At 57.3% G+C, this 18,678-nt stretch carries 18 protein-coding genes and 1 pseudogene; 5 read left to right on the top strand and 14 right to left on the bottom strand.

Going from position 1 to position 18,678, the window contains the following annotated elements; translation table 11 throughout:
- Positions 1–49: 49 nt before the first annotated feature.
- From VQ830_RS10820 to VQ830_RS10810, 3 genes are all read right to left on the bottom strand, one after another.
- Positions 50–544, bottom strand: coding sequence for a YciE/YciF ferroxidase family protein (locus tag VQ830_RS10820; RefSeq protein ID WP_337268106.1), 495 nt, complete (start codon positions 542–544; stop codon positions 50–52).
- A 93-nt stretch (positions 545–637) separates the two neighbouring features.
- Positions 638–1,087, bottom strand: a complete 450-nt coding sequence (locus tag VQ830_RS10815; RefSeq protein ID WP_337268105.1) for a GNAT family N-acetyltransferase — start codon at positions 1,085–1,087, stop codon at positions 638–640.
- Position 1,088: 1 nt separating this feature from the next.
- Positions 1,089–2,033: an aldo/keto reductase gene (locus VQ830_RS10810; protein ID WP_337268104.1), complete on the bottom strand. Its 945-nt coding sequence runs from the start codon at positions 2,031–2,033 to the stop codon at positions 1,089–1,091.
- 159 nt (positions 2,034–2,192) lie between these two features.
- Between VQ830_RS10810 and VQ830_RS10805 the strand changes: the two genes are divergently transcribed.
- Positions 2,193–3,179: a Gfo/Idh/MocA family protein gene (locus VQ830_RS10805; RefSeq protein WP_337268103.1), complete on the top strand. Its 987-nt coding sequence runs from the start codon at positions 2,193–2,195 to the stop codon at positions 3,177–3,179.
- Here the strand turns inward: VQ830_RS10805 and VQ830_RS10800 are convergent.
- The gene (locus tag VQ830_RS10800) at positions 3,176–3,598 is read right to left on the bottom strand and encodes a GtrA family protein (protein WP_337268102.1); all 423 of its coding nucleotides are present in this window, start codon (positions 3,596–3,598) and stop codon (positions 3,176–3,178) included. The genes VQ830_RS10805 and VQ830_RS10800 overlap by 4 nt on opposite strands.
- Positions 3,595–4,593 carry a glycosyltransferase gene (locus tag VQ830_RS10795; RefSeq protein WP_337268172.1) on the bottom strand — a complete coding sequence of 333 codons (999 nt, stop codon included), beginning with the start codon at positions 4,591–4,593 and terminating at the stop codon, positions 3,595–3,597. Before VQ830_RS10795 ends, VQ830_RS10800 begins: the two co-directional genes overlap by 4 nt.
- A 214-nt stretch (positions 4,594–4,807) precedes the next feature.
- Between VQ830_RS10795 and VQ830_RS10790 the strand changes: the two genes are divergently transcribed.
- Positions 4,808–6,634, top strand: a complete 1,827-nt coding sequence (locus tag VQ830_RS10790) for a hypothetical protein (protein WP_337268101.1) — start codon at positions 4,808–4,810, stop codon at positions 6,632–6,634.
- A gap of 110 nt (positions 6,635–6,744) precedes the next feature.
- On the opposite strand, the gene VQ830_RS10785 is transcribed toward VQ830_RS10790, so the two are convergent.
- Positions 6,745–6,999 (bottom strand): hypothetical protein, encoded by a 255-nt coding sequence (locus VQ830_RS10785; protein WP_337268100.1) that lies wholly within the window; start codon positions 6,997–6,999, stop codon positions 6,745–6,747.
- Between the two features lie 310 nt (positions 7,000–7,309).
- Here VQ830_RS10785 and xseA point away from each other — a divergent pair, with 310 nt between their 5' ends.
- Positions 7,310–9,040, top strand: a complete 1,731-nt coding sequence (gene xseA / locus VQ830_RS10780) for an exodeoxyribonuclease VII large subunit (RefSeq protein ID WP_337268099.1) — start codon at positions 7,310–7,312, stop codon at positions 9,038–9,040.
- Positions 9,041–9,107: 67 nt separating this feature from the next.
- Here xseA and VQ830_RS10775 read toward each other — a convergent pair whose 3' ends face one another.
- From VQ830_RS10775 to VQ830_RS10755, 5 genes are all read right to left on the bottom strand, one after another.
- On the bottom strand, positions 9,108–9,584 hold the full coding sequence (locus VQ830_RS10775) for a GNAT family N-acetyltransferase (RefSeq protein WP_337268098.1): 477 nt from the start codon (positions 9,582–9,584) through the stop codon (positions 9,108–9,110).
- A gap of 118 nt (positions 9,585–9,702) precedes the next feature.
- Positions 9,703–10,956 carry an aminopeptidase gene (locus tag VQ830_RS10770; protein WP_337268097.1) on the bottom strand — a complete coding sequence of 418 codons (1,254 nt, stop codon included), beginning with the start codon at positions 10,954–10,956 and terminating at the stop codon, positions 9,703–9,705.
- A 65-nt stretch (positions 10,957–11,021) separates the two neighbouring features.
- Entirely contained in the window at positions 11,022–11,495 is a 474-nt protein-coding gene (gene ybaK / locus VQ830_RS10765) for a Cys-tRNA(Pro) deacylase (RefSeq protein ID WP_337268096.1), read from the bottom strand.
- A gap of 2 nt (positions 11,496–11,497) precedes the next feature.
- Complete coding sequence (locus VQ830_RS10760; RefSeq protein ID WP_337268095.1) at positions 11,498–11,848, bottom strand: ArsC family reductase; 351 nt, start codon at positions 11,846–11,848, stop codon at positions 11,498–11,500.
- 1 nt (position 11,849) lies between these two features.
- Positions 11,850–12,908 (bottom strand): succinylglutamate desuccinylase/aspartoacylase family protein, encoded by a 1,059-nt coding sequence (locus VQ830_RS10755; protein WP_337268094.1) that lies wholly within the window; start codon positions 12,906–12,908, stop codon positions 11,850–11,852.
- A gap of 369 nt (positions 12,909–13,277) precedes the next feature.
- Here VQ830_RS10755 and VQ830_RS10750 point away from each other — a divergent pair, with 369 nt between their 5' ends.
- Positions 13,278–14,492: a glycosyltransferase gene (locus VQ830_RS10750; protein ID WP_337268093.1), complete on the top strand. Its 1,215-nt coding sequence runs from the start codon at positions 13,278–13,280 to the stop codon at positions 14,490–14,492.
- A gap of 2 nt (positions 14,493–14,494) precedes the next feature.
- Here the strand turns inward: VQ830_RS10750 and VQ830_RS10745 are convergent, their stop codons facing one another.
- On the bottom strand, positions 14,495–14,857 hold the full coding sequence (locus tag VQ830_RS10745) for a winged helix-turn-helix transcriptional regulator (RefSeq protein ID WP_337268092.1): 363 nt from the start codon (positions 14,855–14,857) through the stop codon (positions 14,495–14,497).
- A gap of 102 nt (positions 14,858–14,959) precedes the next feature.
- On the opposite strand from VQ830_RS10745, the gene VQ830_RS10740 reads away from it, so the two are divergent.
- Complete coding sequence (locus VQ830_RS10740) at positions 14,960–15,973, top strand: zinc-binding alcohol dehydrogenase family protein (protein WP_337268091.1); 1,014 nt, start codon at positions 14,960–14,962, stop codon at positions 15,971–15,973.
- Between the two features lie 101 nt (positions 15,974–16,074).
- Here VQ830_RS10740 and VQ830_RS10735 read toward each other — a convergent pair.
- Positions 16,075–17,023, bottom strand: a pseudogene (locus VQ830_RS10735) (asparaginase).
- Entirely contained in the window at positions 17,020–18,486 is a 1,467-nt protein-coding gene (locus VQ830_RS10730; RefSeq protein ID WP_337268090.1) for an amino acid permease, read from the bottom strand. Before VQ830_RS10730 ends, VQ830_RS10735 begins: the two are co-directional and overlap by 4 nt.
- Between the last annotated feature and the right edge of the window lie 192 nt (positions 18,487–18,678).

The raw sequence follows: 18,678 nt of genomic DNA, 5'->3' as shown, positions 1-18,678 counted from the left end.
AAAGGCCGTGGCGGCTGGGCCACGGCCTCTCATTTGCATGGAAGCTAGCTTAGGCCGCAGCTTTGGCGTTTGCCGCCGTGCCTGCCAACTTGGTCAGCTTCTGGTCGGTGGCGCCTTCTTCCTGAAGCGTCTGGTCCAGGAGCGTTGCAGCCTCCTTGTAGCCCAGCGTTTGTGCCCAGGTCTTCAGCGTCCCGTAGCGCGCGATTTCATAGTGTTCGACAGCTTGGGCGGAGGAGATCAGGCCGGCATCGAGAGCGGATGTGCCCTTGAAGTCTTCCATGATTTCTTCGCCTTCTGCGATGATGCCTTGAATGGCTTCACATGTTTTGCCCTGAGCACGACGGCCAATAATTTCGAAAACCTGCTGCAGACGTTCGATTTGCCCTTCCGTCTGGTCGCGATGTTCCAGGAAGCCTGCCTTCAGTTCTTCCGACTGTGCAGCGCGAGCCATCTTCGGCAATGCCTTCAGGATCTGCCGTTCAGCGTAGTAAATGTCTTTCAGCGTGTCATAAAACAGGTCTTCCAGGGTCTTTTCCTTGGCCACGATAGCTCTCCTCGATTGATAAACACTCGATACGCCGTTCTTTTTCGGCTGGAGACTCGAAGCGTCAGCTAAACTAAATGTTCCTGATCCGACTCATTTTTCGAACGAGATGCGATAGCGAACATGGCCGTCGGATTGAACATATCGATCGTAGAGCGCCCGCGCCGTTCGATTGTCTTCGGCCGTATGCCAATAAAGCCGCGACCATCCCTTTTCCTTGCTCATTGCCACGAGGTCATCCACCAGAGCCTTGCCGATTTTCTGGCCGCGATAGGCAGCATCCACGTAAAGATCTTCCAGATAGCAGTCATGACCCTTAATCCAGGTTCCCTCATGCGTCAGGAACAATGCAAACCCAACGAGTTTCGCGTCGAGTTCAGCAACGCGCATCTTTAGCGCGGAAGCCGGATCGAAAACCCGGGCAAATGTCGAGGCTGTCACCTCAGGGGCGACGCTGACACGATAGAAGGCGAGATAGCCATTCCATAGTTCGAGCCAGCGCGCCTCGTCTTCTCGGCTTGCATCTCTGATGGTAATGGCCAACTTAGGCGCCCGCTTGGTCGAGATGCGCAATCTGCGCGGACGTCAACGAGAGCTTTCCGGCTGCAATGAGGCTTTCGAGCTGTGAAAGGCTGGTGGCTGATGCGATAGGAGCGGTAATTCCGGGCTTGGCGGCAACCCAGGCAATGGCAACGGTTGCGAGCTTTTCTCCCGTCTCCTTTGCCACCTCGTCAAGCGCCTTGAGGATACGAAAACCGCGCTCGTTGAGATAGGTTCCGACACGTCCGCCACGTGCCGCACCCTCCGCATCCTCAGCGCTGCGATACTTGCCGGTCAGGAAGCCGGAAGCCAGAGCGAAATAGCTGATAACACCGATGTCTTCCCGCTGGCACAACGTCGACAGCGGACCTTCAAAGCTGTCGCGCGTGTAAAGATTATATTCCGGCTGGATCACATCGTAACGTTGCAGACCTGCTTTCGAGGCGATATCGAGCGAGGCCTGAAGCTGATCCGCATTGAAATTCGAGCAGCCGAAGGCGCGAATTTTTCCTTGCTGCTGCAGTTTCGTAAAGGCTGAGAGCGTCTCTTCCTGGTCTGTGTTCGGATCGAATGTGTGGGCGAGATAGACATCGATATGGTCTGTTTGTAGCCGGCGAAGAGAGTTCTCGACTTCCTCGATGATCCATTTGGCGGACAAATCCGGCTTGCCCTGACCCATGTCCATGCCGACTTTGGTAACGATAATGGCGCGATCGCGCGTGCCGCGTTTCAGCCAGCGACCGATGATCGTTTCGGATTCTCCGCCTTGATGACCACTGACCCAGCGGGAATAGACATCGGCGGTGTCGATCGTGTTGAAACCGGCATCGAAGAAGCGGTCTAGAAGTTCGAGGGAGGTTTTCTCATCGGCCGTCCACCCGAAGACATTGCCGCCGAAGACGACCGGGGAAATAGAAAGACCTGTTCTGCCGAGCTGGCGCTTTTGCATGATGCGCTCCTGATAAGACATTTTTCTTGTTTGACCTCGAGCGGTCAAATCGACTTGCCTCATAGGTAGCGCACGGTCGGTCGGTGGAAAGCCATAATCGCGATTGCGCCCGTCAACGCAGATGAATAAGTTCGCGGAGATAAAAATGAGGAGACACGCATGCTGCGCTTTGGGATTTTGTCGACCGCAAAAATTGGGCAGGAACTGGTCGTGCCGGCTATTCAGGATGCTGAAAATGCCGTCGTCACGGCAGTAGCGAGCCGGGATCTTGGCAAAGCCAGGCAGTTTGCCGATCGTTTCCAGATCCCGCATGCTTTCGGCTCCTACGAGGAAATGCTTGCCTCCGATCTGATCGACGCCGTCTATATCCCGCTGCCGACCTCGCAACATATTGAATGGAGCATTCGCGCCGCCGATGCGAAGAAGCATGTCCTTTGCGAAAAGCCGATTGCGCTCAAGGCACAAGATATCGATGGTCTCATTGAGGCGCGCGATCGCAACGGCGTTGTAGTGTCCGAGGCTTATATGGTCGGCTACGCACCGGTCTGGCATAAGGTGCGCGAGCTGATTGCCGAAGGCGCGATCGGCCGCCTACGCCATGTGCAAGGCGCCTTCACCTATTTCAATCGCGACCCGTCCAACATGCGCAATATCCCGGCGCTCGGCGGCGGCGGCTTGCCGGATATCGGTGTCTATCCGACCTTCACCACACGCTTTGCCACCGGCAAGGAGCCTATCCGGGTTCAGGCCGCCATCGAGCGTGATGCGGAGTTTGGAACGGACATCTATTCCAGCGTGAGAGCGGATTTCGGCGACTTCGAACTAAGCTTTTATATAGCAACGCAGCTCGCCGGTCGGCAGATCATGGTCTTCCACGGAACCGATGGCTATATCGAACTGAAATCGCCCTTCAATGCGGATCGTTATGGCGCCGAAGAGCTTGAGCTTACCAATGCCAAGCATAACCAGTCGATCCATATGCGCTTCCAGGACAGCCGCCAGTATCGGTGTGAAATCGAAGCCTTTGCGCGTGCTGCCAAGGGAGAGACCGCAGAAATTGTGACGCTCGAATATTCTCGCCGCAACCAGGCTCTCATCGATGCCATTTATCGGGCTGGAGAACACGACGGCTGGGAAAAGGTCTAAGGTTCCTGAGCGGCGGAAGCCGTTGAGCTCTCGGCCGGGTGTCGAGAGCTTGAAAAGACATAGCGTGCATAGCCAAAGAAACTGAGGCCCATGGTTGCTATGGTCGACAAGGCCATCGCAGCAAGCGGGGCGATCATCGGCGTGCTGATGAGAAGCGCCGAATAGAAGGCATAGTTGAAGATCGCCGTGATGACGGCGATGATGGCGTACCTGATGCCTTCGCGATGGACGGGCAAGCCTGAGCGACCAAAGGTCAGGCGGCGGTTGAGCTGCCAGGTGACGCTTATCGCGGCGGCAATGGAGATCAGACGACTGAGAAACAGTCCGCACCAGTCCAGATGCTGGAGAAGGGCAAGGATGCCGGCGTCGGTCAAAAATCCTGCGCCCCCCGCCAGGACAAAACAGGCTAGCCGCTTCATGCGGCTTTTTCCGACAAGGGATTGCCACCGCGTCGATCGTTATCTGCGACGTCATGTGAGCCGGGCAAGGACGGCAGGTTGAGATAGTGGATCCGCAACTGTTCTGTTCGCCCGCGCGACACGGAGGCGAGCGTAATGCCTGCTGTCCAGAGCATGAAGGAGATCATCATCAGAACCAGCGAGAGCACCCATGTCGGCAGTCTGCTAACATGTCCGGTGCTGAAATATTCCATCAGGACAGGCGTCATGAAGGCAAGGCTTGCGCCGAGGAAGACGCAACCGAGCAGACCGAAAAAGGCAAAGGGTCTCGTTTCCTTCATCAGCATCGCAAACATCCAAAGAATGCGCCTGCCATCGCGCAAGGTCGAAAGCTTGGAATGCGATCCTTCCGGTCGACGTCCATAGTCGAGTTCGATTTCGCATACGGGCAGCTTCAACTGCGAGGCATGCACCGACATCTCGGTCTCGATTTCAAATCCGCCGGAAAGGGCGGGAAAGCTTTTGACGAAACGTCGCGAAAAGGCACGATAGCCTGAAAATATATCGGTGAAGTCGTTGCCGAAAATCAGGCGGTAGAGCCGATTGAACAGCCTGTTGCCGAGGGCATGGCCTTGACGGCCCGCATCTGCACGAATACCGCGCCGCGTACCCACCACCATATCGACACGCTCCGTGATCAGCGTGCGGGCCAGATCTTCCGCATCCTCCGGACGGTAGGTCCCGTCTCCGTCCGCCATGATGTAGATGTCGGCCTCGATGTCGGCGAACATGCGCCGCACGACATGGCCTTTGCCTTGTCTCGGCTCACGCATGACGGTCGCTCCTGCCAGCATGGCACAAAGTGCAGTGCCGTCCGTCGAGTTGTTGTCGTAAACATAGACGGCAGCATCCGGCAGGCTCGCTTTAAAGCCTTTCACGACGTCGCCGATCGTTGCTGCTTCGTTGTAGCAGGGAATGAGAACTGCAACCCGTATCGTCTCTGTCTGGCGAACCATGGCAACCCTATCACGCACTAGGCCTGCCACGTTAAGCCAGCGCCGTTAACAACAGGCTTCATTGCCGCGATATTCTCGCATTAGATCGTCTTGCTTTTATTCCGTGCCCCAAAAGATTCATTAGCGGGAAACGAAGATCCTTTATGTCAGGAATACCGGCCGCTGCATCTTGTCGCTTGGCTGTTAATCGTCCGCCTTGGCATTGGATATCGCGATGACATTTGCCGCAGCTCAGCACCACCGGAAGCTCATTTCGGCTCTGAAACAAGGGCTCATCGTTCAGTCGAGCCGGCTTTGGCCGAGCGTGCTGGCTTACAGCCTCCTCGTCATGGCCTTGATTGCCGCGCTGAAAATACCGAACGCGAGCGATTACGTCGGGGCGGACAATGACGATGCCATGCGGCTCGTGGAGGTACGTGACTTTCTGAGTGGTCAAGGCTGGTTCGACCTGCATCAATACCGGTTGGGCTCTAGCGGCACCTTGATGCATTGGTCACGTTTCATCGATCTGCCGATCGCTGTCCTGGTGCGCTTCTTTTCGTTTTTTCTTTCCAGCCCTAAGGCCGAAGCGGCTGCTCTGATCGTTTGGCCCTTCAGCTTGATCATTCCTGTCATGGCGGGCATGGGCCTTGCGGGACGACGGATCGGCGGCGTCATGACGATGCATTTCAGCCTGATCTTGACGGCCTTCATCGTCATGGCGTCGAACCGCTTTGGACCAGGCTCGATCGATCACCACAATGCTCAGATGGGGCTGGTGGCCATCATGCTGGCGATGCTGCTCGATCCGTCTGCAAAGACATCCAGCGCCGCTGCGTCCGGGATTGCTGCAGCCATGGCCATGGCCATCGGCGCGGAAACCACACCGTTCATCGCCGTTTTTTCTATGACGGTCGCGCTGCGATGGGGCTGGGAAGGCAAAAGCTATGACGCCTTTGCGTCAGCTTACGGACTTTCTCTCGCCGGAGCCCTGACGTTTTTCTTTTTTGCGACCGTTCCTCGCCAATCTTATGCGGTCGTAACCTGCGATAATCTATCGGTGGGCTTTTATAGCCTTGCAGCGATCGGCGGCGTCCTGCTTGGCCTGTCATCGCGGTTTGCAGGTGGCATTAGCCGATCCATGCGTTTTGTTTGTCTTGGAGCAACCGGCATCGTCCTTGCAGCCGCCGCGCGGATCATCACACCCGCCTGTCTTGAAAATCCCTTGAGCGGTCTTGATCCGCTGGTCGTCCAGTTCTGGTTGAGCTTGGTAGGAGAGGCGCAATCGATCGTTACATTGATGAGGTCGGATCCCGCTTCTCTCGGTTTTCATTATGCGACCGGATTCCTCGCGCTCTCACTCTGCCTGTTTCAGGTGTGGAAATGGCGTCAAGTCACGCAGCACCTACTTCTATTGCCTCTTCTTGCTGTCAGTCTTGCCATTGCCGCCGTTCAGGTCAGGGGGGCGATGTTCTCAAATTTGATTGCCATCTTGCCGCTGGCTCTCGCCGTCGCGCAGCTTAGGCACGCATCCATGGCCGAAAGAGGCAACCCGATCAAAGCCTGCGCCTACATTCTTTCAGTCTTCGCGAGCGTCGCCTCTGTCTGGGGTTTGCTCGCCACTTTGGTCGCTAGCCGTGATCCGTCAAACGACCAGGCAAGAAGCCAGGTTCATCCCGCTTGCTATGACGAAAATGCGTTCCAGTCGCTGAAAGGCTTGCCGCCTGGCCTTGTCGACGCGCCGGTTGATATGGGTGTTCCTGTGCTCCGCTTTACTGCCCACAGTGCTCTTTCAGCGCCATATCATCGTAATGCTTCGGGAATTCTGGCGCAGATCGAAACGGGTCTGAAAAGTCCTGAGGAGGCAGAAAGTGTCATGCGCAAGGCAGGTGTTACCTTCTTTGCCTTTTGCGATCGCGATGCTCAGGTCGCAAAAATCATCGAGGCGAGCCCGACCGGTCTGTACGCTCGCATGAAAGAGGGGTTCGTTCCGTCTTATCTGTCGCCCGTCTCGGCCCAGTCCGGCAGCGCTGTTCGCTTTTATCGGCTGTCCTCGCCGTAGTTAGAGATAGTCAAGCGCCAGGGCAATCGAGGAATAAAACGGCCAGCCATCGACCGTCATTCATGCCCTTCACGAAGGGCAGTGATTTACTTGCCGACGAAGGAACTACCTCAGCTGTTGGCCGTTGTCTGCACGCGTTCCATCAGGGACTTGAGCTTCAGCCAGACCACGAGACTGCCGATAATGGCCATCAAGCCGACATTATATCCGGCAAGCGCCAGAAGAAGGCTGATGATTGAGGAAGGACCTGTCGCTGCGGCCAAAGCAAAGGCAGCAGTGATGGAAACCGCTACTAGCGTCACGGATGCAAGTGAACGGGTCAAACCCGTCGCAACGCCCAATAAGGTAGATATAGCAAAGATCATGGCTCACTCCCGCTAAACATCGGTGCTTGTGCGGACGCCTCCTCAAGCATCGCGCACCCGAGTGTCTTAACCCATAAGAGTTGTAACACAGTAAAAACGCTTTTGCGTCGCAAAATGTTCACAAATGGGATTCTTTTTTGCAGGAGCTCCCGAATCTGCCTAAAAAATTGCCATAAAACGGTTGAAAAGCCTTAACTTGCGTATTCTTTTCCACTGAAGCTCTTAAAGAATCACGGGAAAGTTCTTGAAAATGGTGTGCTGCAACCAAACTTTGGCTGCTGTATAGGCCGCAGTGCGCTACAAATCGCGGATGACGAATTTGTTCGACAGTGATTCGCTGACAAACCTGACGGAATACTCTGTTTCCGAGCTGTCCGGTTCGATCAAGCGTACCATGGAAACCGCCTTTGACCGGGTGCGTGTACGGGGAGAGATTTCCGGGTATCGTGGCCCTCATTCATCGGGACACGCCTATTTTTCGTTGAAGGACGACCGCTCGCGTATCGATGCCGTGATCTGGAAAGGGACGTTCTCGCGTCTGAAATTCCGGCCCGAAGAGGGCATGGAAGTGATTGCCACCGGAAAGGTCACGACCTTTCCTGGTTCTTCAAAATATCAGATCGTGATTGAAACGCTGGAGCCCGCAGGGGCCGGCGCTTTGATGGCGCTCATCGAAGAGCGAAAGCGTCGACTTGGCGAGGAGGGGCTGTTCGATCCGGCGAGAAAGCGCCGTCTGCCGTTTATGCCTAAGTTGATCGGGGTCGTGACATCGCCGACCGGCGCGGTCATCCGGGATATTCTGCACCGGATCGCCGACCGCTTTCCTGTTCATGTCTTGTTGTGGCCTGTCAAAGTCCAGGGAGAAGGGTCGGGGCAGGAGGTCGCAAACGCCATTGCAGGCTTCAATGCGCTTGAGCCTGGCGGCGTCATGCCTAGGCCGGATGTCCTGATCGTGGCCCGCGGCGGCGGCAGCCTGGAAGATCTGTGGAGCTTCAATGACGAGGCGGTGGTTCGCGCAGCGGCCGCCAGCGCCATTCCACTGATTTCTGCCGTTGGGCATGAAACAGATTGGACGCTGATCGATTACGCCGCCGACATCAGGGCTCCCACGCCAACCGGGGCTGCCGAAATGGCCGTGCCGGTCAAGGCAGAGCTTGATGCGCAACTGGCGGCCTTGTCTGCGCGCCTACGTGGCGCGACGAGCCGGCAGATGGATCACCGTCGCCAGTCTCTGCGATCCCTGATGCGGGCCATGCCCTCGCTCGATCAACTTCTGGCTCTGCCGCGTCGGCGTTTCGACGAGATAGCAGTCAATCTCGGGCGCGGGCTCGAGATGAACACACTGAACAAGCGGCGCGCCTTCGAGCGGATCAGCGCCAGGGTCGCCCCTGCAATGGATCAATTGCTGGTCCATCCCAAGAGGCGCTTCCATGAAGTGGCCAGTCATCTCGGCCGCGGGCTCGAACTGAATACCTTGAACAAGCGCCACAGTTTCGAGCGTATGGCTGCCCAATTGCGCCCTGACCTCGTTTCCTCCCGGCTCGCCGAGAGGCGCCAGCGGTTAGAAGACCGCTGGTCGCGGGCAGCCCGCAGCACCGAGCGGATGCTTGAGCGGTTGAAGGCACCGCTTTTGCGCGCCGATGCGACATTTGTATCGCTTCCCGCTCGTCTGAAGGCTCAGACGGAGCGTCTGCGCGAGCGGATCAACAGCCTCACGCGTCATGCCGATACAGCCGTTCGCCATCAACTTGCCCGGGGGCGGGCAGAACTGACAGCCCAGGACCGCATGCTTCTCTCACTATCCTATGAGAACGTCTTGAAGCGCGGCTATGCCATCATTCGCGACGAGGACGAAAAGATCCTGGGTGCAGCTTCGGCCATATCGGCAGGTGCCGGATTGACCATCCAGTTTCAAGATGGACGGATCGGTGCACTGGCAACAAGCGGCGATGGTTCTACCGGGTCTCGCAAGCGCCCGTCAAAGCCAGCCGCCGCGCCAGAACAGGTCGAACCCAAGCCCAAGCAGGGAACCTTGTTCTAAGGCATGTCAGGCTCATTTGGCTCGATTTGCGTGAAATGAACATTCAATCGCATCAAGCGATTGCGGATCAATCGCGGATGAGTGCTGAAAGCGCATCGCCGTCCAGCCGATAGAACAGCTTTTCCGGTCTTCGAGCCGCGCCCAGGCCATCATAAAAAGACAGTAGCCTTAAGTCGTTGGCATCTGCGGTCCAGTCGATGCGTGCCAAACCTCTTTGCACCGCGATCTCGGCCAGCTCCTGCATGAGATGCCGTCCGATACCCTCGCCACGGCAGTCCTGCTTCACATAGAGCTCTTTCAGAAAGATGCCGGCCTGTAAGCCAGGCCCCGGATAGACCGTCGTGAAGGCGCAAAATGCAATGACGCGGTCATGCTTCTCGCCAATCAGCATCTCCGCATTGGCCGGCCTGTCTTTCAGCCCCTTCATGAGCTTCGCACGGGGCGGACAGGCCACGTTATAATGACGCTGCATCTCTTCCATCAGCGATGCAACGCTTTCCAGGGCAGGGTCACCCACGGTCAGCAGTCTTGCGGTTCGATGCATGCTCCAACCCCTTACTGACGGAAAGACCCCGACCGCAGCGCGCGAAGTACGCGGGTATTTTTCGCGGTCGGCTCTGATCGTAAAGATTTGATCCCGCCTCAGCTGTTGCAGGAAAAATTCAGGCCCATTCGCCGGCGCGCATAACCGGTACGCGCGCGCCATCCTCTTTGACGCCGTCGATATCGACCTTATCGGAGCCGATCATCCAGTCGACGTGGATAAGGCTCGAATTGCCGCCCTGCGCCTTGATCTGATCTTGCGAAAGATTAGCCCCGTCGAGGAAGCACTTCGAATAGCACTGGCCGAGCGCGATATGGCAGGACGCGTTTTCATCGAACAAAGTATTGTAAAACAGGATGCCGCTCGCCGAAATCGGCGAGGAGTGCGGCACCATCGCCACTTCCCCAAGGCGGCGCGCGCCCTCGTCAGTGTCTAGCAACTTGGCAAGAACCTCGGCGCCGCGGCTGGCAGTCGCTTCGACAATGCGGCCGCCCTCGAACCGCACCCTGATATCGTCGATCAGCGTGCCCTGATGCGACAGCGGCTTGGTGCTGGAGACGTGGCCTTCGACGCGCAGGGCATGCGGGGTCGTAAACACCTCTTCCGTCGGGATATTGGGATTGCAGGTAATCCCGTTCTTCGCGGTCGATGCGCCGCCGTGCCACTCATGGTCATCGGCGAGGCCCACTCTCAAGTCGGTGCCTGGGCCCGTGAAGTGCAACGCTGCGAATCTTTGGTCATTCAGCCAGCCGGCACGGCGGGCAAGATTGGCATTATGGTCGGTCCACGCTGCGATGGGATCGTCCTGATCGACCCGCGAGGCAGCGAAGATCGCCTTGGAAAGCTTCGCAACGGCAATCGCTTCCGGATCGTTCGGAAAAACGAGTTTTGCCCAGGATGGGTTCGGAAAGGAAACGATGTTCCAGTTGATATCGAAGTTCGAGATCTTTTCCAAAGCCGGCTTGTAGGCCGCGGAGTTGGCGCGTGCCGCCCGGGCCACCCGGGCAGGATCCTGCTCCGACAGCAGCATCGGGTTATCGCCGGCAATGGCGAGGCGCGCAGTGCCGCCTTCAAATGCCTTGGCCATCCCCTGGTAAAGCCAGTCCGCCGCGCGATCGAAGCTTGCCTCGTCGGCCTCGCGGTAGCGTTCAAGTGTCGACTGTTCATCGGAGTAGAAGGTGGTCACCAATCCCGCACCGGCTCGATAGGCGTGCTTCGTGATGAAACGAACGAGGGGCAGGGCGGCCATGGGTGCAGTAATGAGAAGGTCCTGGCCCTTTTGCAGCCTCAGGCCGACCTTCACCGCCACTTCGCCGAGCTTTTCGAGTTTAACGGGATCGACGGAAACTGCGTTCTGCGGCACGACGTTCATAAAATTGCATCCTCTCATGATCACTCACCCACACCCTAATTTGCTTTGTGGCAAAAAGGCGGGGATCAGGCGACCAATGCCGCAGCTTTTGCATTCAGGGCCTTGAGCGCGTCCTTCGGGTCCAGCCTCACCTGTAGTCCGCGCTGTCCGCCATTCATATAGACGCGATCTTCGGAAAGGGCCTGTTCTTCGATAGCGGTTGCCACCTGCTTCTTCTGGCCGAATGGGCTGATGCCGCCGACATGGTATCCGGTCAGCCGCTCGGCGTCGGCCGGTTTCATCATATGGGCGGACTTGCCCCCAAAAGCGTGCGCCAGTTTCTTCATGCTGACTTCCTTATCGGAAGGAACCACCACGCAGACCGGCTTGCCATCGACCTCCGCCATCAGGGTTTTCAGAACGCGATGAGGCGCTTCGCCCATCGCCTCGGCAGCCTGCAGACCGATGCGCTCGGCATTGGGATCATAGTCATAGGCATGCAATGTAAAATCGACACCTGCCTTTTCTAGAAACTGGGTCGCACGAGTGGTTTTCGACATGCTCAGGCCTTGAAGAACGTTTCGTATTGATCAGGGCGAAAGCCGATGATGACCTTCCCATTCGCCTCGATGACCGGTCTTTTGATCATCGCCGGTTGCTCGAGCATCAGTGCGATTGCCTTTTCCTCGTCGAGACCGGTTCGGCCTGTATCGGGCAATTTGCGAAAAGTCGTTCCGGCGCGGTTCAAGACGGTTTCCCAGCCGTGTTCGGACGCCCATCTGCGCAGGTGCTCACGCTCCACACCTGCCACCTTATAATCATGGAAGTCATAGGCGATACCATGCTCGTCAAGCCAGGTTCGAGCCTTCTTCATCGTGTCGCAGTTTTTAATGCCGTAAATCGTGACGCCCATCTCAATCCTCCAGCGTGCCAGGCTTGCGGTTGACTTTGCTCGGTTGCCCGCAGGCAATCTTCATGAGGTCGCCGCCTCGTCGCACGGCGCGTGCCGATACCCGGGTAAGGATCAGACCGGCCTGTGGGGCACGCACTTCATGCTCCCCATCGGCGAAACCCGGCTTTGTCAGAAGGGTCGCCACGACATCGCCGGCCTGGACATATTTTCCGATCGGATGGTGGAAAAGAACGACGCCAGGCTCGGGCGCGCGGATCATCTCGACATTATCGAGGGGCAGTGCAGGACCTGCAAAGTCGTGGGAAACGACATCCTCTTTCACCAGCCCGCGCAAGGCAAGAAAGCGTAGCAGACCTTCGGCGTCCTTACGGGCAAGGTCGGCATCGACGTCTCGGCGCCCGCGCAACTCGAGTGTTACCGACAATTTTCCCGGCAGGCGGCTTTTGCGCGCACCGGGTACCTCGGTCTTCCAGGCATAGGATACTGCCTCTTCGAAAGCCGAGCTTTCTCCGTCGGACAAGAGGACCGCCTGCATGTCGAGGCTTGCCGCCAGATCCGAAGCCTCCGGCCAAAAAGCGCTGTCGATATAGGCATATTGCAGGGATTCGTCGTCGCAATGCAGGTCTAGAACGAGATCGGCGTCGAGCGCCATGGAAAGAAGGTGCCTCTTGAGCCGGTTGATCGCAGTCAACCGATCGAGCTCCTTCGTCAGGCTCGCCTTCTCGCTGATGGAAATCAGCGGGAAGTCCCGGTTGAAATTGTTCCGCGAGCCAAGGTCGAAGCGCCCTTGCATGTCGCCGAAATGCGATTGTGCAGCACCGAACGGATTGGCCTGTGGAACGATCGTAATTTCGCCCAGGAGTGCGCCGCGGGTCTCGGCATCGCGCAAGAACCCGGTGAGAAAGTGCAGGACGGCAGCGCCAGGCAATTCGTCGGCATGAAGAGCGGCCTGAAGATAGACCTTTGGTGCTTTGGGGTCTTGGCCCTTGAACGAAAGGATCGGCAGTTTCCAGCTTACGCCCGGCGTATCGCCAGGAATGATAAGTTCGGAAATCTCCATGGTTGCGCGCCTTTCTGAATAGAATAAATGGAAGTCTCAACGGATCAGGCTCTCAAAACCAAACCGAAGCGGCCTCACTGATGTTTCGTCTTAGCGGCTTTGAACTGTTCCAAGCAAGCCGGCTTCGAGCCGCGTAAGTCGATCTGCCGCATAAAGATCTCCGGCTGAATTGATGACTGGATAGCTGTTCTTTGCCAATTCTTGACTCTTGCAGCGCATCTTCCTGGTGCTGAAGCGGAAAGATGGACCAATGCCCTTGATTTACAGTCGCAGCCTTTCGCAAGAAACTGCCACGATGAAAGCGACGATGAGCCGTCACATCGATGAAATTGTAGGAGCACCCGACGTAGAGGCTTTTGGAGACAGCGCATGCGCATTCTGATGGCCTGTGCGGCTTTTCCGCCATTCATGGATGGCGGCGGGCCGATCTCCTCTATGATGATTGCGAAGACCTTGATTGCGGCGGGCCACGACGTTCTGGTCGTCAATGTTGCGGGAGAGGACAAGCATGAGGTTTATGAAGGCGTTCCGGTTCATCGCCTGCCCAGCCTAAACATCGACTGGAATTACCGCCTGCCGCGTCCTGCCTGGAAGAAGCTGGCCTGGCATGCGATCGAAAACTTCAACCCGCGTGCCTTTTTCGCCATGCGCCGTGAGATCCGAGCCTTTCGCCCTGACGTCGTGTTCACGGTCAGCATAGAGAACATCAACGTGGCGACCTGGGCGGCAGCGAAAAGCCTTGATGTACCGACGGCCCATATGCTTTTCAGTACCTTCCTTATCTGCTGGAAGGGAAGCATGCGCCGCGGCGACCACAATTGTCGGACGGCCTGCGCCTCCTGCCGCGCTGCGTCTCCGGGCAAGAAACTTCTGACCCGTTATGTCGATCTCGTGATGGGCGAAACCGATTTCATCATCGACTGTCACCTGTCGGAGGGCTATTTCCCGAAGGCCTTCCGCCGAACGGTGCCAGGGATCATTCCCTCCGTTGCTGCACCGGTTGCGAAGGAATCCGTCGAGAACAGACCGATCCGTTTCGGCTTTATCGGCCTTCATGACAAGGTGAAGGGGTTGGATACGCTGGCGGCGGCCGCTCACCGTTTGGCCGGCAACAAGAACGTGACCTTTCTCATCGCCGGTACCGGTAACAGCGATTATGCCCGCGATGTGCATAAGAGCTTTCCCGCATCCAACACCCGCTTTCTTGGATGGTCGAAGCCGGATGCATTTTTTCCCCAGATTGATGTGAGCATTGTTCCCTCGCTTTTCAACGAACCCTTTGGTCGCGTTGTTGTCGAGGCCTTTTCACATGGGGTGCCAGTCATTGGCGCACGATCGGGCGGCATTCCGCAATCCATCCGTGAGGGTGTCGACGGTTTCGTCTTTCCGGCTGGCGATGACGCCGCTTTGGCCGAGCTTATTCAAGCCATCGCTAACCATCCGCAGCGCCTGCCGGAGATGTCCCAGGCCGCGCTTGCTTCGGCACATCGTTATGTTCCGGACCGGATAGCTGCGCTTTTCGACGAAGCGTTCGACGAGCTTCTTGCCAAGCGGCCTTCAAAGGCTACGCGAAAGGCGGCGTAAAATCAGGCAGCCTTCTCGCGCGGTTTACCGTAGAGGCCGATATTGGCGTCTCCCCAGGCCTTCAGCGCCAGCAAGATGGGCTCCATGCTGCGCCCCAAGGCCGACAAGCTGTACTCCACCTTTGGCGGCACAACCGCGTAGACTTTTCGCTCGATCAGTCCATCTTCCTCCAGTTCGCGCAACTGATTGGTCAAGGTGCGCTGCGTGATCTGGGGAATGTGACGACGGATTTCGCCAAATCGCAGCGTTCCGTCAAGCAGATGAAACAAGATGACCGATTTCCACTTGCCATCAATGAGGCCGACGGCGGCCTCTACGGAACAGCCCGGACTGCAGTCGAACCTCGAATGACGGACTTTGGCCATCATGGTATCCTTTTTGACACTACTGGCAACTTTTGTGCGTATTGCTTCTTTATGAGGATATGCACAATTGCAGATCATCTTCAATTGGTAAGGAGCTAATCGATGAAAGCTGTGGCTTATAAGACTGCCGGATCGCTGGACCGTGACGACGCGTTGGTGGATGTCGAGATCGAAAAGCCAGCGCCACAGAGCCGCGACATTTTGGTGCAAGTCGAGGCCATCTCGGTCAATCCTGTAGATACCAAGGTTCGCCGCAGTGCCTCTGCGCCCGATGGCGGTTGGAAGGTATTGGGATGGGATGCGGTCGGACGCGTTGCCGCCACGGGTGAGGGCGTCACCTCGTTTAAGGCGGGCGACGAGGTCTATTACGCAGGATCGATTACGCGACCCGGCGCCAACAGCGAGTTCCACCTCGTTGATGAGCGCATTGTCGGACACAAGCCGAAAAGCCTCTCGGCTGCCGAGGCTGCCGCTCTTCCTCTGACGAGCTTGACGGCATGGGAAATGCTGTTCGACCGGCTCGACGTTCGCAAGCCGGTTGCAAGCGGTGCACCGGCAGTCCTCATTATCGGCGGCGCTGGCGGCGTCGGATCGATTGCGATTCAATTGCTGAGGGCTTTGACTGACCTTACGGTCATTGCAACGGCGTCCCGCCCGCAGACCCAGGAATGGGTCAAGGAACTTGGCGCTCATCATATGGTCGATCACTCAAGGCCGCTCGCCCCGCAGATTGCGGAACTCGGCATCGGTGCTCCGTCCTTTGTCTTCTCCACCACCGAGACACACCGACATTTGAAGGATATCGTCGAGCTGATTGCCCCGCAGGGCCGTTTTGGCCTGATCGACGACCCTCAATCGCTCGATATAAATGGCTTTAAGCGCAAGGCCGTCTCCATCCATTGGGAGCTGATGTTTACCCGTGCGATCTTTGAGACAGCCGATATGGCCGAGCAAGGAAAGATCCTTGATGAGGTCGCTGCTCTCATCGACCAGAAGAAGATTCGAACGACGGTGACCGACGTCATGAGCCCGATCAATGCAGACAATCTCAAGAAGGCGCATGCCGTCTTGGAAAGCGGCGCGGCCAAAGGAAAGCTCGTGCTCGAAGGCTTCTGATTACCGCTCGCGCAGGCACCGGGCTAGAGCCGCTTAAGACACAACGAGCCGAAACAGCAATGCTTCGGCTTTGACGACGAGGAAGGCGAGGGTTCGCCTTCTTATTCATCCACTCTGCCGAAGGCGGCCTTGATGTCGGCCCGCGAAGCCTTCCCGGCAATCAGGCACATCAAAAGAATGCGCGCCTGTCCGGGTCTCAGGACTGCGGAATGGAGCGCACCAACCTTTTCGAGGTCGTGTCCGCCGCCGCCGCCGCCATAGCTTGCCACGAGCCTTCCTTCCGGGACACGGCTGGAGACGACAACGGGTACCTGTCGCTCCGTGCAGCGGGAGACGGCTTCGACCACCAACGGTGTCGCATTGCCTGAACCGAGCGCAGAAAGCACAAGGCCATCCGCCCCAGTGTTCAGGCAGGCATCGATCAGATTTCCATCGCAGCCAGGATAGAGCGCGACAATGTCGACTCTCACATGTGCAATATCGCCATCGCATGTCCAGCGTGGGTTTTCACTGGAAGCTGCCTGACGAAAAGCGTCCGGCTTATCGGCAGAATGCTTGTAAAGGCTCCAGGCTTGGCAGCACTTTGCCGCCGAATACGATGAGAACACCCCTCGCCGCCTGACTGTAATCAGCGGCAAGTTCGATGGCTGCCTCGAGATTGCCGGGACCGTCGGCTTCGGGATGATCGGCAGTGAACTGCGCACCGGTGAAAATGACGGGCTTGCGGCATTCGTGCTGAAGTTCGACCAGAAGGGCAGTTTCTTCCATGGCGTCGGTGCCATGCAGCACAACGATGCCATCGATGGCGGGATCGTTGAGGAGGCTGCCGACGCAGTGGCTGATCTCCTGCATATCGGCAGCGGTGAGGCTTGCCGAATCCTTTGCCATCAATTCGATTGCCTTGAGATTGACGGCCTCGCTCTCAATGCCGCCAAGCAGACTTTCGCCGTCGAGTTTCGGCTGGCTTGCGCCGTTCCTGCCGCGCTCGCTGGCAATCGTGCCGCCGGTGGCGATGACGGCCACCAGGGGCTTTTGAGCCTCTTGCTTCACGTCCGGCTCCGGTTTGCGGCTGGCTGACCATGCTGCGACGCCAGCATGCGAATGCGTTTGCGAGCCAGGAACCATCCAATGACAAGCGCTGGAATGATGATGACGAGTGAGGCAATGGTCCAGGTGCCGATCGGATAATCGAGACCCATCAGAACCAGTACGCCAAACAGGAAGGCGAGCGTTATGATGCCGGTATAGGGGGCGCCGAACATGCGAAACTCAGGGCGGCTCATCTCTCCGCGGCGCGCCTTTTGCCACAGCTTGAGCTGGCACAAGACGATGACGCCCCAGGCGCTGATGATCCCGAGCGCCGAAAGGTTCAGCGCGATCTCAAACGCCATGGAAGGCAGAACCGCGTTAAGACCAACACCCATAGCCGTCACGGCCGCCGTCACCGCAATGCCTCGATAGGGCACGCCGGATTTGTTCATCTTGGCGAGCGCGGCAGGCGCCGAGCCTGATACGGCCATGGCGTGCAGGATACGGCCCGTCGAATAAAGTCCGGCATTCAGCGATGAAAGAACGGCGGTCAGCACCACGAGGTTCATGACGATGTCCGCGCCCTCGACGCCGATCGAGCCGAAGAAGGTCACGAAGGGGCTCTCGCCAGCCTTATAAGCGCTATAAGGCAAGAGCAGAGAGAGCAGAATGACCGAGCCGACATAGAAGATCAGCAGGCGGAAGACGACCGTTCTGATTGCGATCGGCATGATTTTTCGTGGGTCTTCCGTTTCGCCGGCGGTGGTGCCGATCAGTTCAATCGACGCATAGGCAAAAACGACCCCTTGGATGATCACGAAAGCCGGCAATAAACCATTGGGAAAGAGGCCGCCATTATCCCTGATAAGACTAAAACCGACGACATGACCTTCGAGGGGCGTGCCAAAAGCAACAAAATAGATGCCGACGAGAAGAAAGGTCACGAGAGCGAGAACTTTGATCAGGCTGAACCAGAATTCGAGTTCGCCAAAGACTTTGACGGACAGCATATTCATCGCCAGAACGACGATCAGCGCCACGAGGGCAAAAACCCATTGGTCTATGCCAGCGATCAGAGGCACGTATTGCTTGAAGAAATTCATGTAGAGCGCGACGGCCGTCACGTCGGCAACGGCGGTCATTGCCCAGTTCAGCCAGTACATCCAGCCAACCGCAAAGGCCATCTTCTCGCCGTAGAACTCGCGCGCATAGGAAACGAAGGAGCCTGACGTCGGGCGGTGCATGATCAGCTCGCCAAGCGCTCTCAGAACGAGAAAGGCAAAGAACCCGCAGATCGCATAGACAAAGATGAGCGCTGGGCCGGCCGTGGCAAGACGCCCACCTGCGCCAAGGAAGAGACCCGTTCCGATGGCCCCGCCAATTGCGATCATCTGAATTTGACGAGGCTTCAGCGCTTTCTGATAGCCGTGATTTTCCGTGAGTTCGAAATCACGCTCTGCCTGCAAGCGGTTGTTGTTTTCCACCAAACGACTCCTCCGCGTGAAGCTTTGGGTCGGCCGCGCTCCCGTCACGACTTCGCGCCCGCTTGCTTCGGTTGAAAATCTGTCATGCTGTCTTACAGGTTGGTGTTAGAATCCGGAAGGTACTCTCGTCAAGCTGTGGCGATTTTGATCAAGGTCAAGCCCGGAAGACTTTGCAGCCAATGCATTCTATTC

The organism is Oryzifoliimicrobium ureilyticum, from assembly GCF_037199735.1.
Classification (GTDB): domain Bacteria; phylum Pseudomonadota; class Alphaproteobacteria; order Rhizobiales; family Rhizobiaceae; genus Rhizobium; species Rhizobium ureilyticus.
Note: the sequence above shows the minus strand (reverse complement) of the source record. Positions and strands in the feature narration are given on the sequence as shown.

What these genes read in the sequence shown, in the direction of transcription:
- VQ830_RS10810 (WP_337268104.1), bottom strand. Translation starts at nt 2,033, where the DNA reads ATGCAAAAGCGCCAGCTCGGCAGAACAGGTCTTTCTATTTCCCCGGTC.
- VQ830_RS10805 (WP_337268103.1), top strand. Translation starts at nt 2,193, where the DNA reads ATGCTGCGCTTTGGGATTTTGTCGACCGCAAAAATTGGGCAGGAACTG.
- VQ830_RS10800 (WP_337268102.1), bottom strand. Translation starts at nt 3,598, where the DNA reads ATGAAGCGGCTAGCCTGTTTTGTCCTGGCGGGGGGCGCAGGATTTTTG.
- VQ830_RS10795 (WP_337268172.1), bottom strand. Translation starts at nt 4,593, where the DNA reads ATGGTTCGCCAGACAGAGACGATACGGGTTGCAGTTCTCATTCCCTGC.
- VQ830_RS10790 (WP_337268101.1), top strand. Translation starts at nt 4,808, where the DNA reads ATGACATTTGCCGCAGCTCAGCACCACCGGAAGCTCATTTCGGCTCTG.
- VQ830_RS10785 (WP_337268100.1), bottom strand. Translation starts at nt 6,999, where the DNA reads ATGATCTTTGCTATATCTACCTTATTGGGCGTTGCGACGGGTTTGACC.
- xseA (WP_337268099.1), top strand. Translation starts at nt 7,310, where the DNA reads ATGACGAATTTGTTCGACAGTGATTCGCTGACAAACCTGACGGAATAC.
- VQ830_RS10775 (WP_337268098.1), bottom strand. Translation starts at nt 9,584, where the DNA reads ATGCATCGAACCGCAAGACTGCTGACCGTGGGTGACCCTGCCCTGGAA.
- VQ830_RS10770 (WP_337268097.1), bottom strand. Translation starts at nt 10,956, where the DNA reads ATGAACGTCGTGCCGCAGAACGCAGTTTCCGTCGATCCCGTTAAACTC.
- ybaK (WP_337268096.1), bottom strand. Translation starts at nt 11,495, where the DNA reads ATGTCGAAAACCACTCGTGCGACCCAGTTTCTAGAAAAGGCAGGTGTC.
- VQ830_RS10760 (WP_337268095.1), bottom strand. Translation starts at nt 11,848, where the DNA reads ATGGGCGTCACGATTTACGGCATTAAAAACTGCGACACGATGAAGAAG.
- VQ830_RS10755 (WP_337268094.1), bottom strand. Translation starts at nt 12,908, where the DNA reads ATGGAGATTTCCGAACTTATCATTCCTGGCGATACGCCGGGCGTAAGC.
- VQ830_RS10750 (WP_337268093.1), top strand. Translation starts at nt 13,278, where the DNA reads ATGCGCATTCTGATGGCCTGTGCGGCTTTTCCGCCATTCATGGATGGC.
- VQ830_RS10745 (WP_337268092.1), bottom strand. Translation starts at nt 14,857, where the DNA reads ATGGCCAAAGTCCGTCATTCGAGGTTCGACTGCAGTCCGGGCTGTTCC.
- VQ830_RS10740 (WP_337268091.1), top strand. Translation starts at nt 14,960, where the DNA reads ATGAAAGCTGTGGCTTATAAGACTGCCGGATCGCTGGACCGTGACGAC.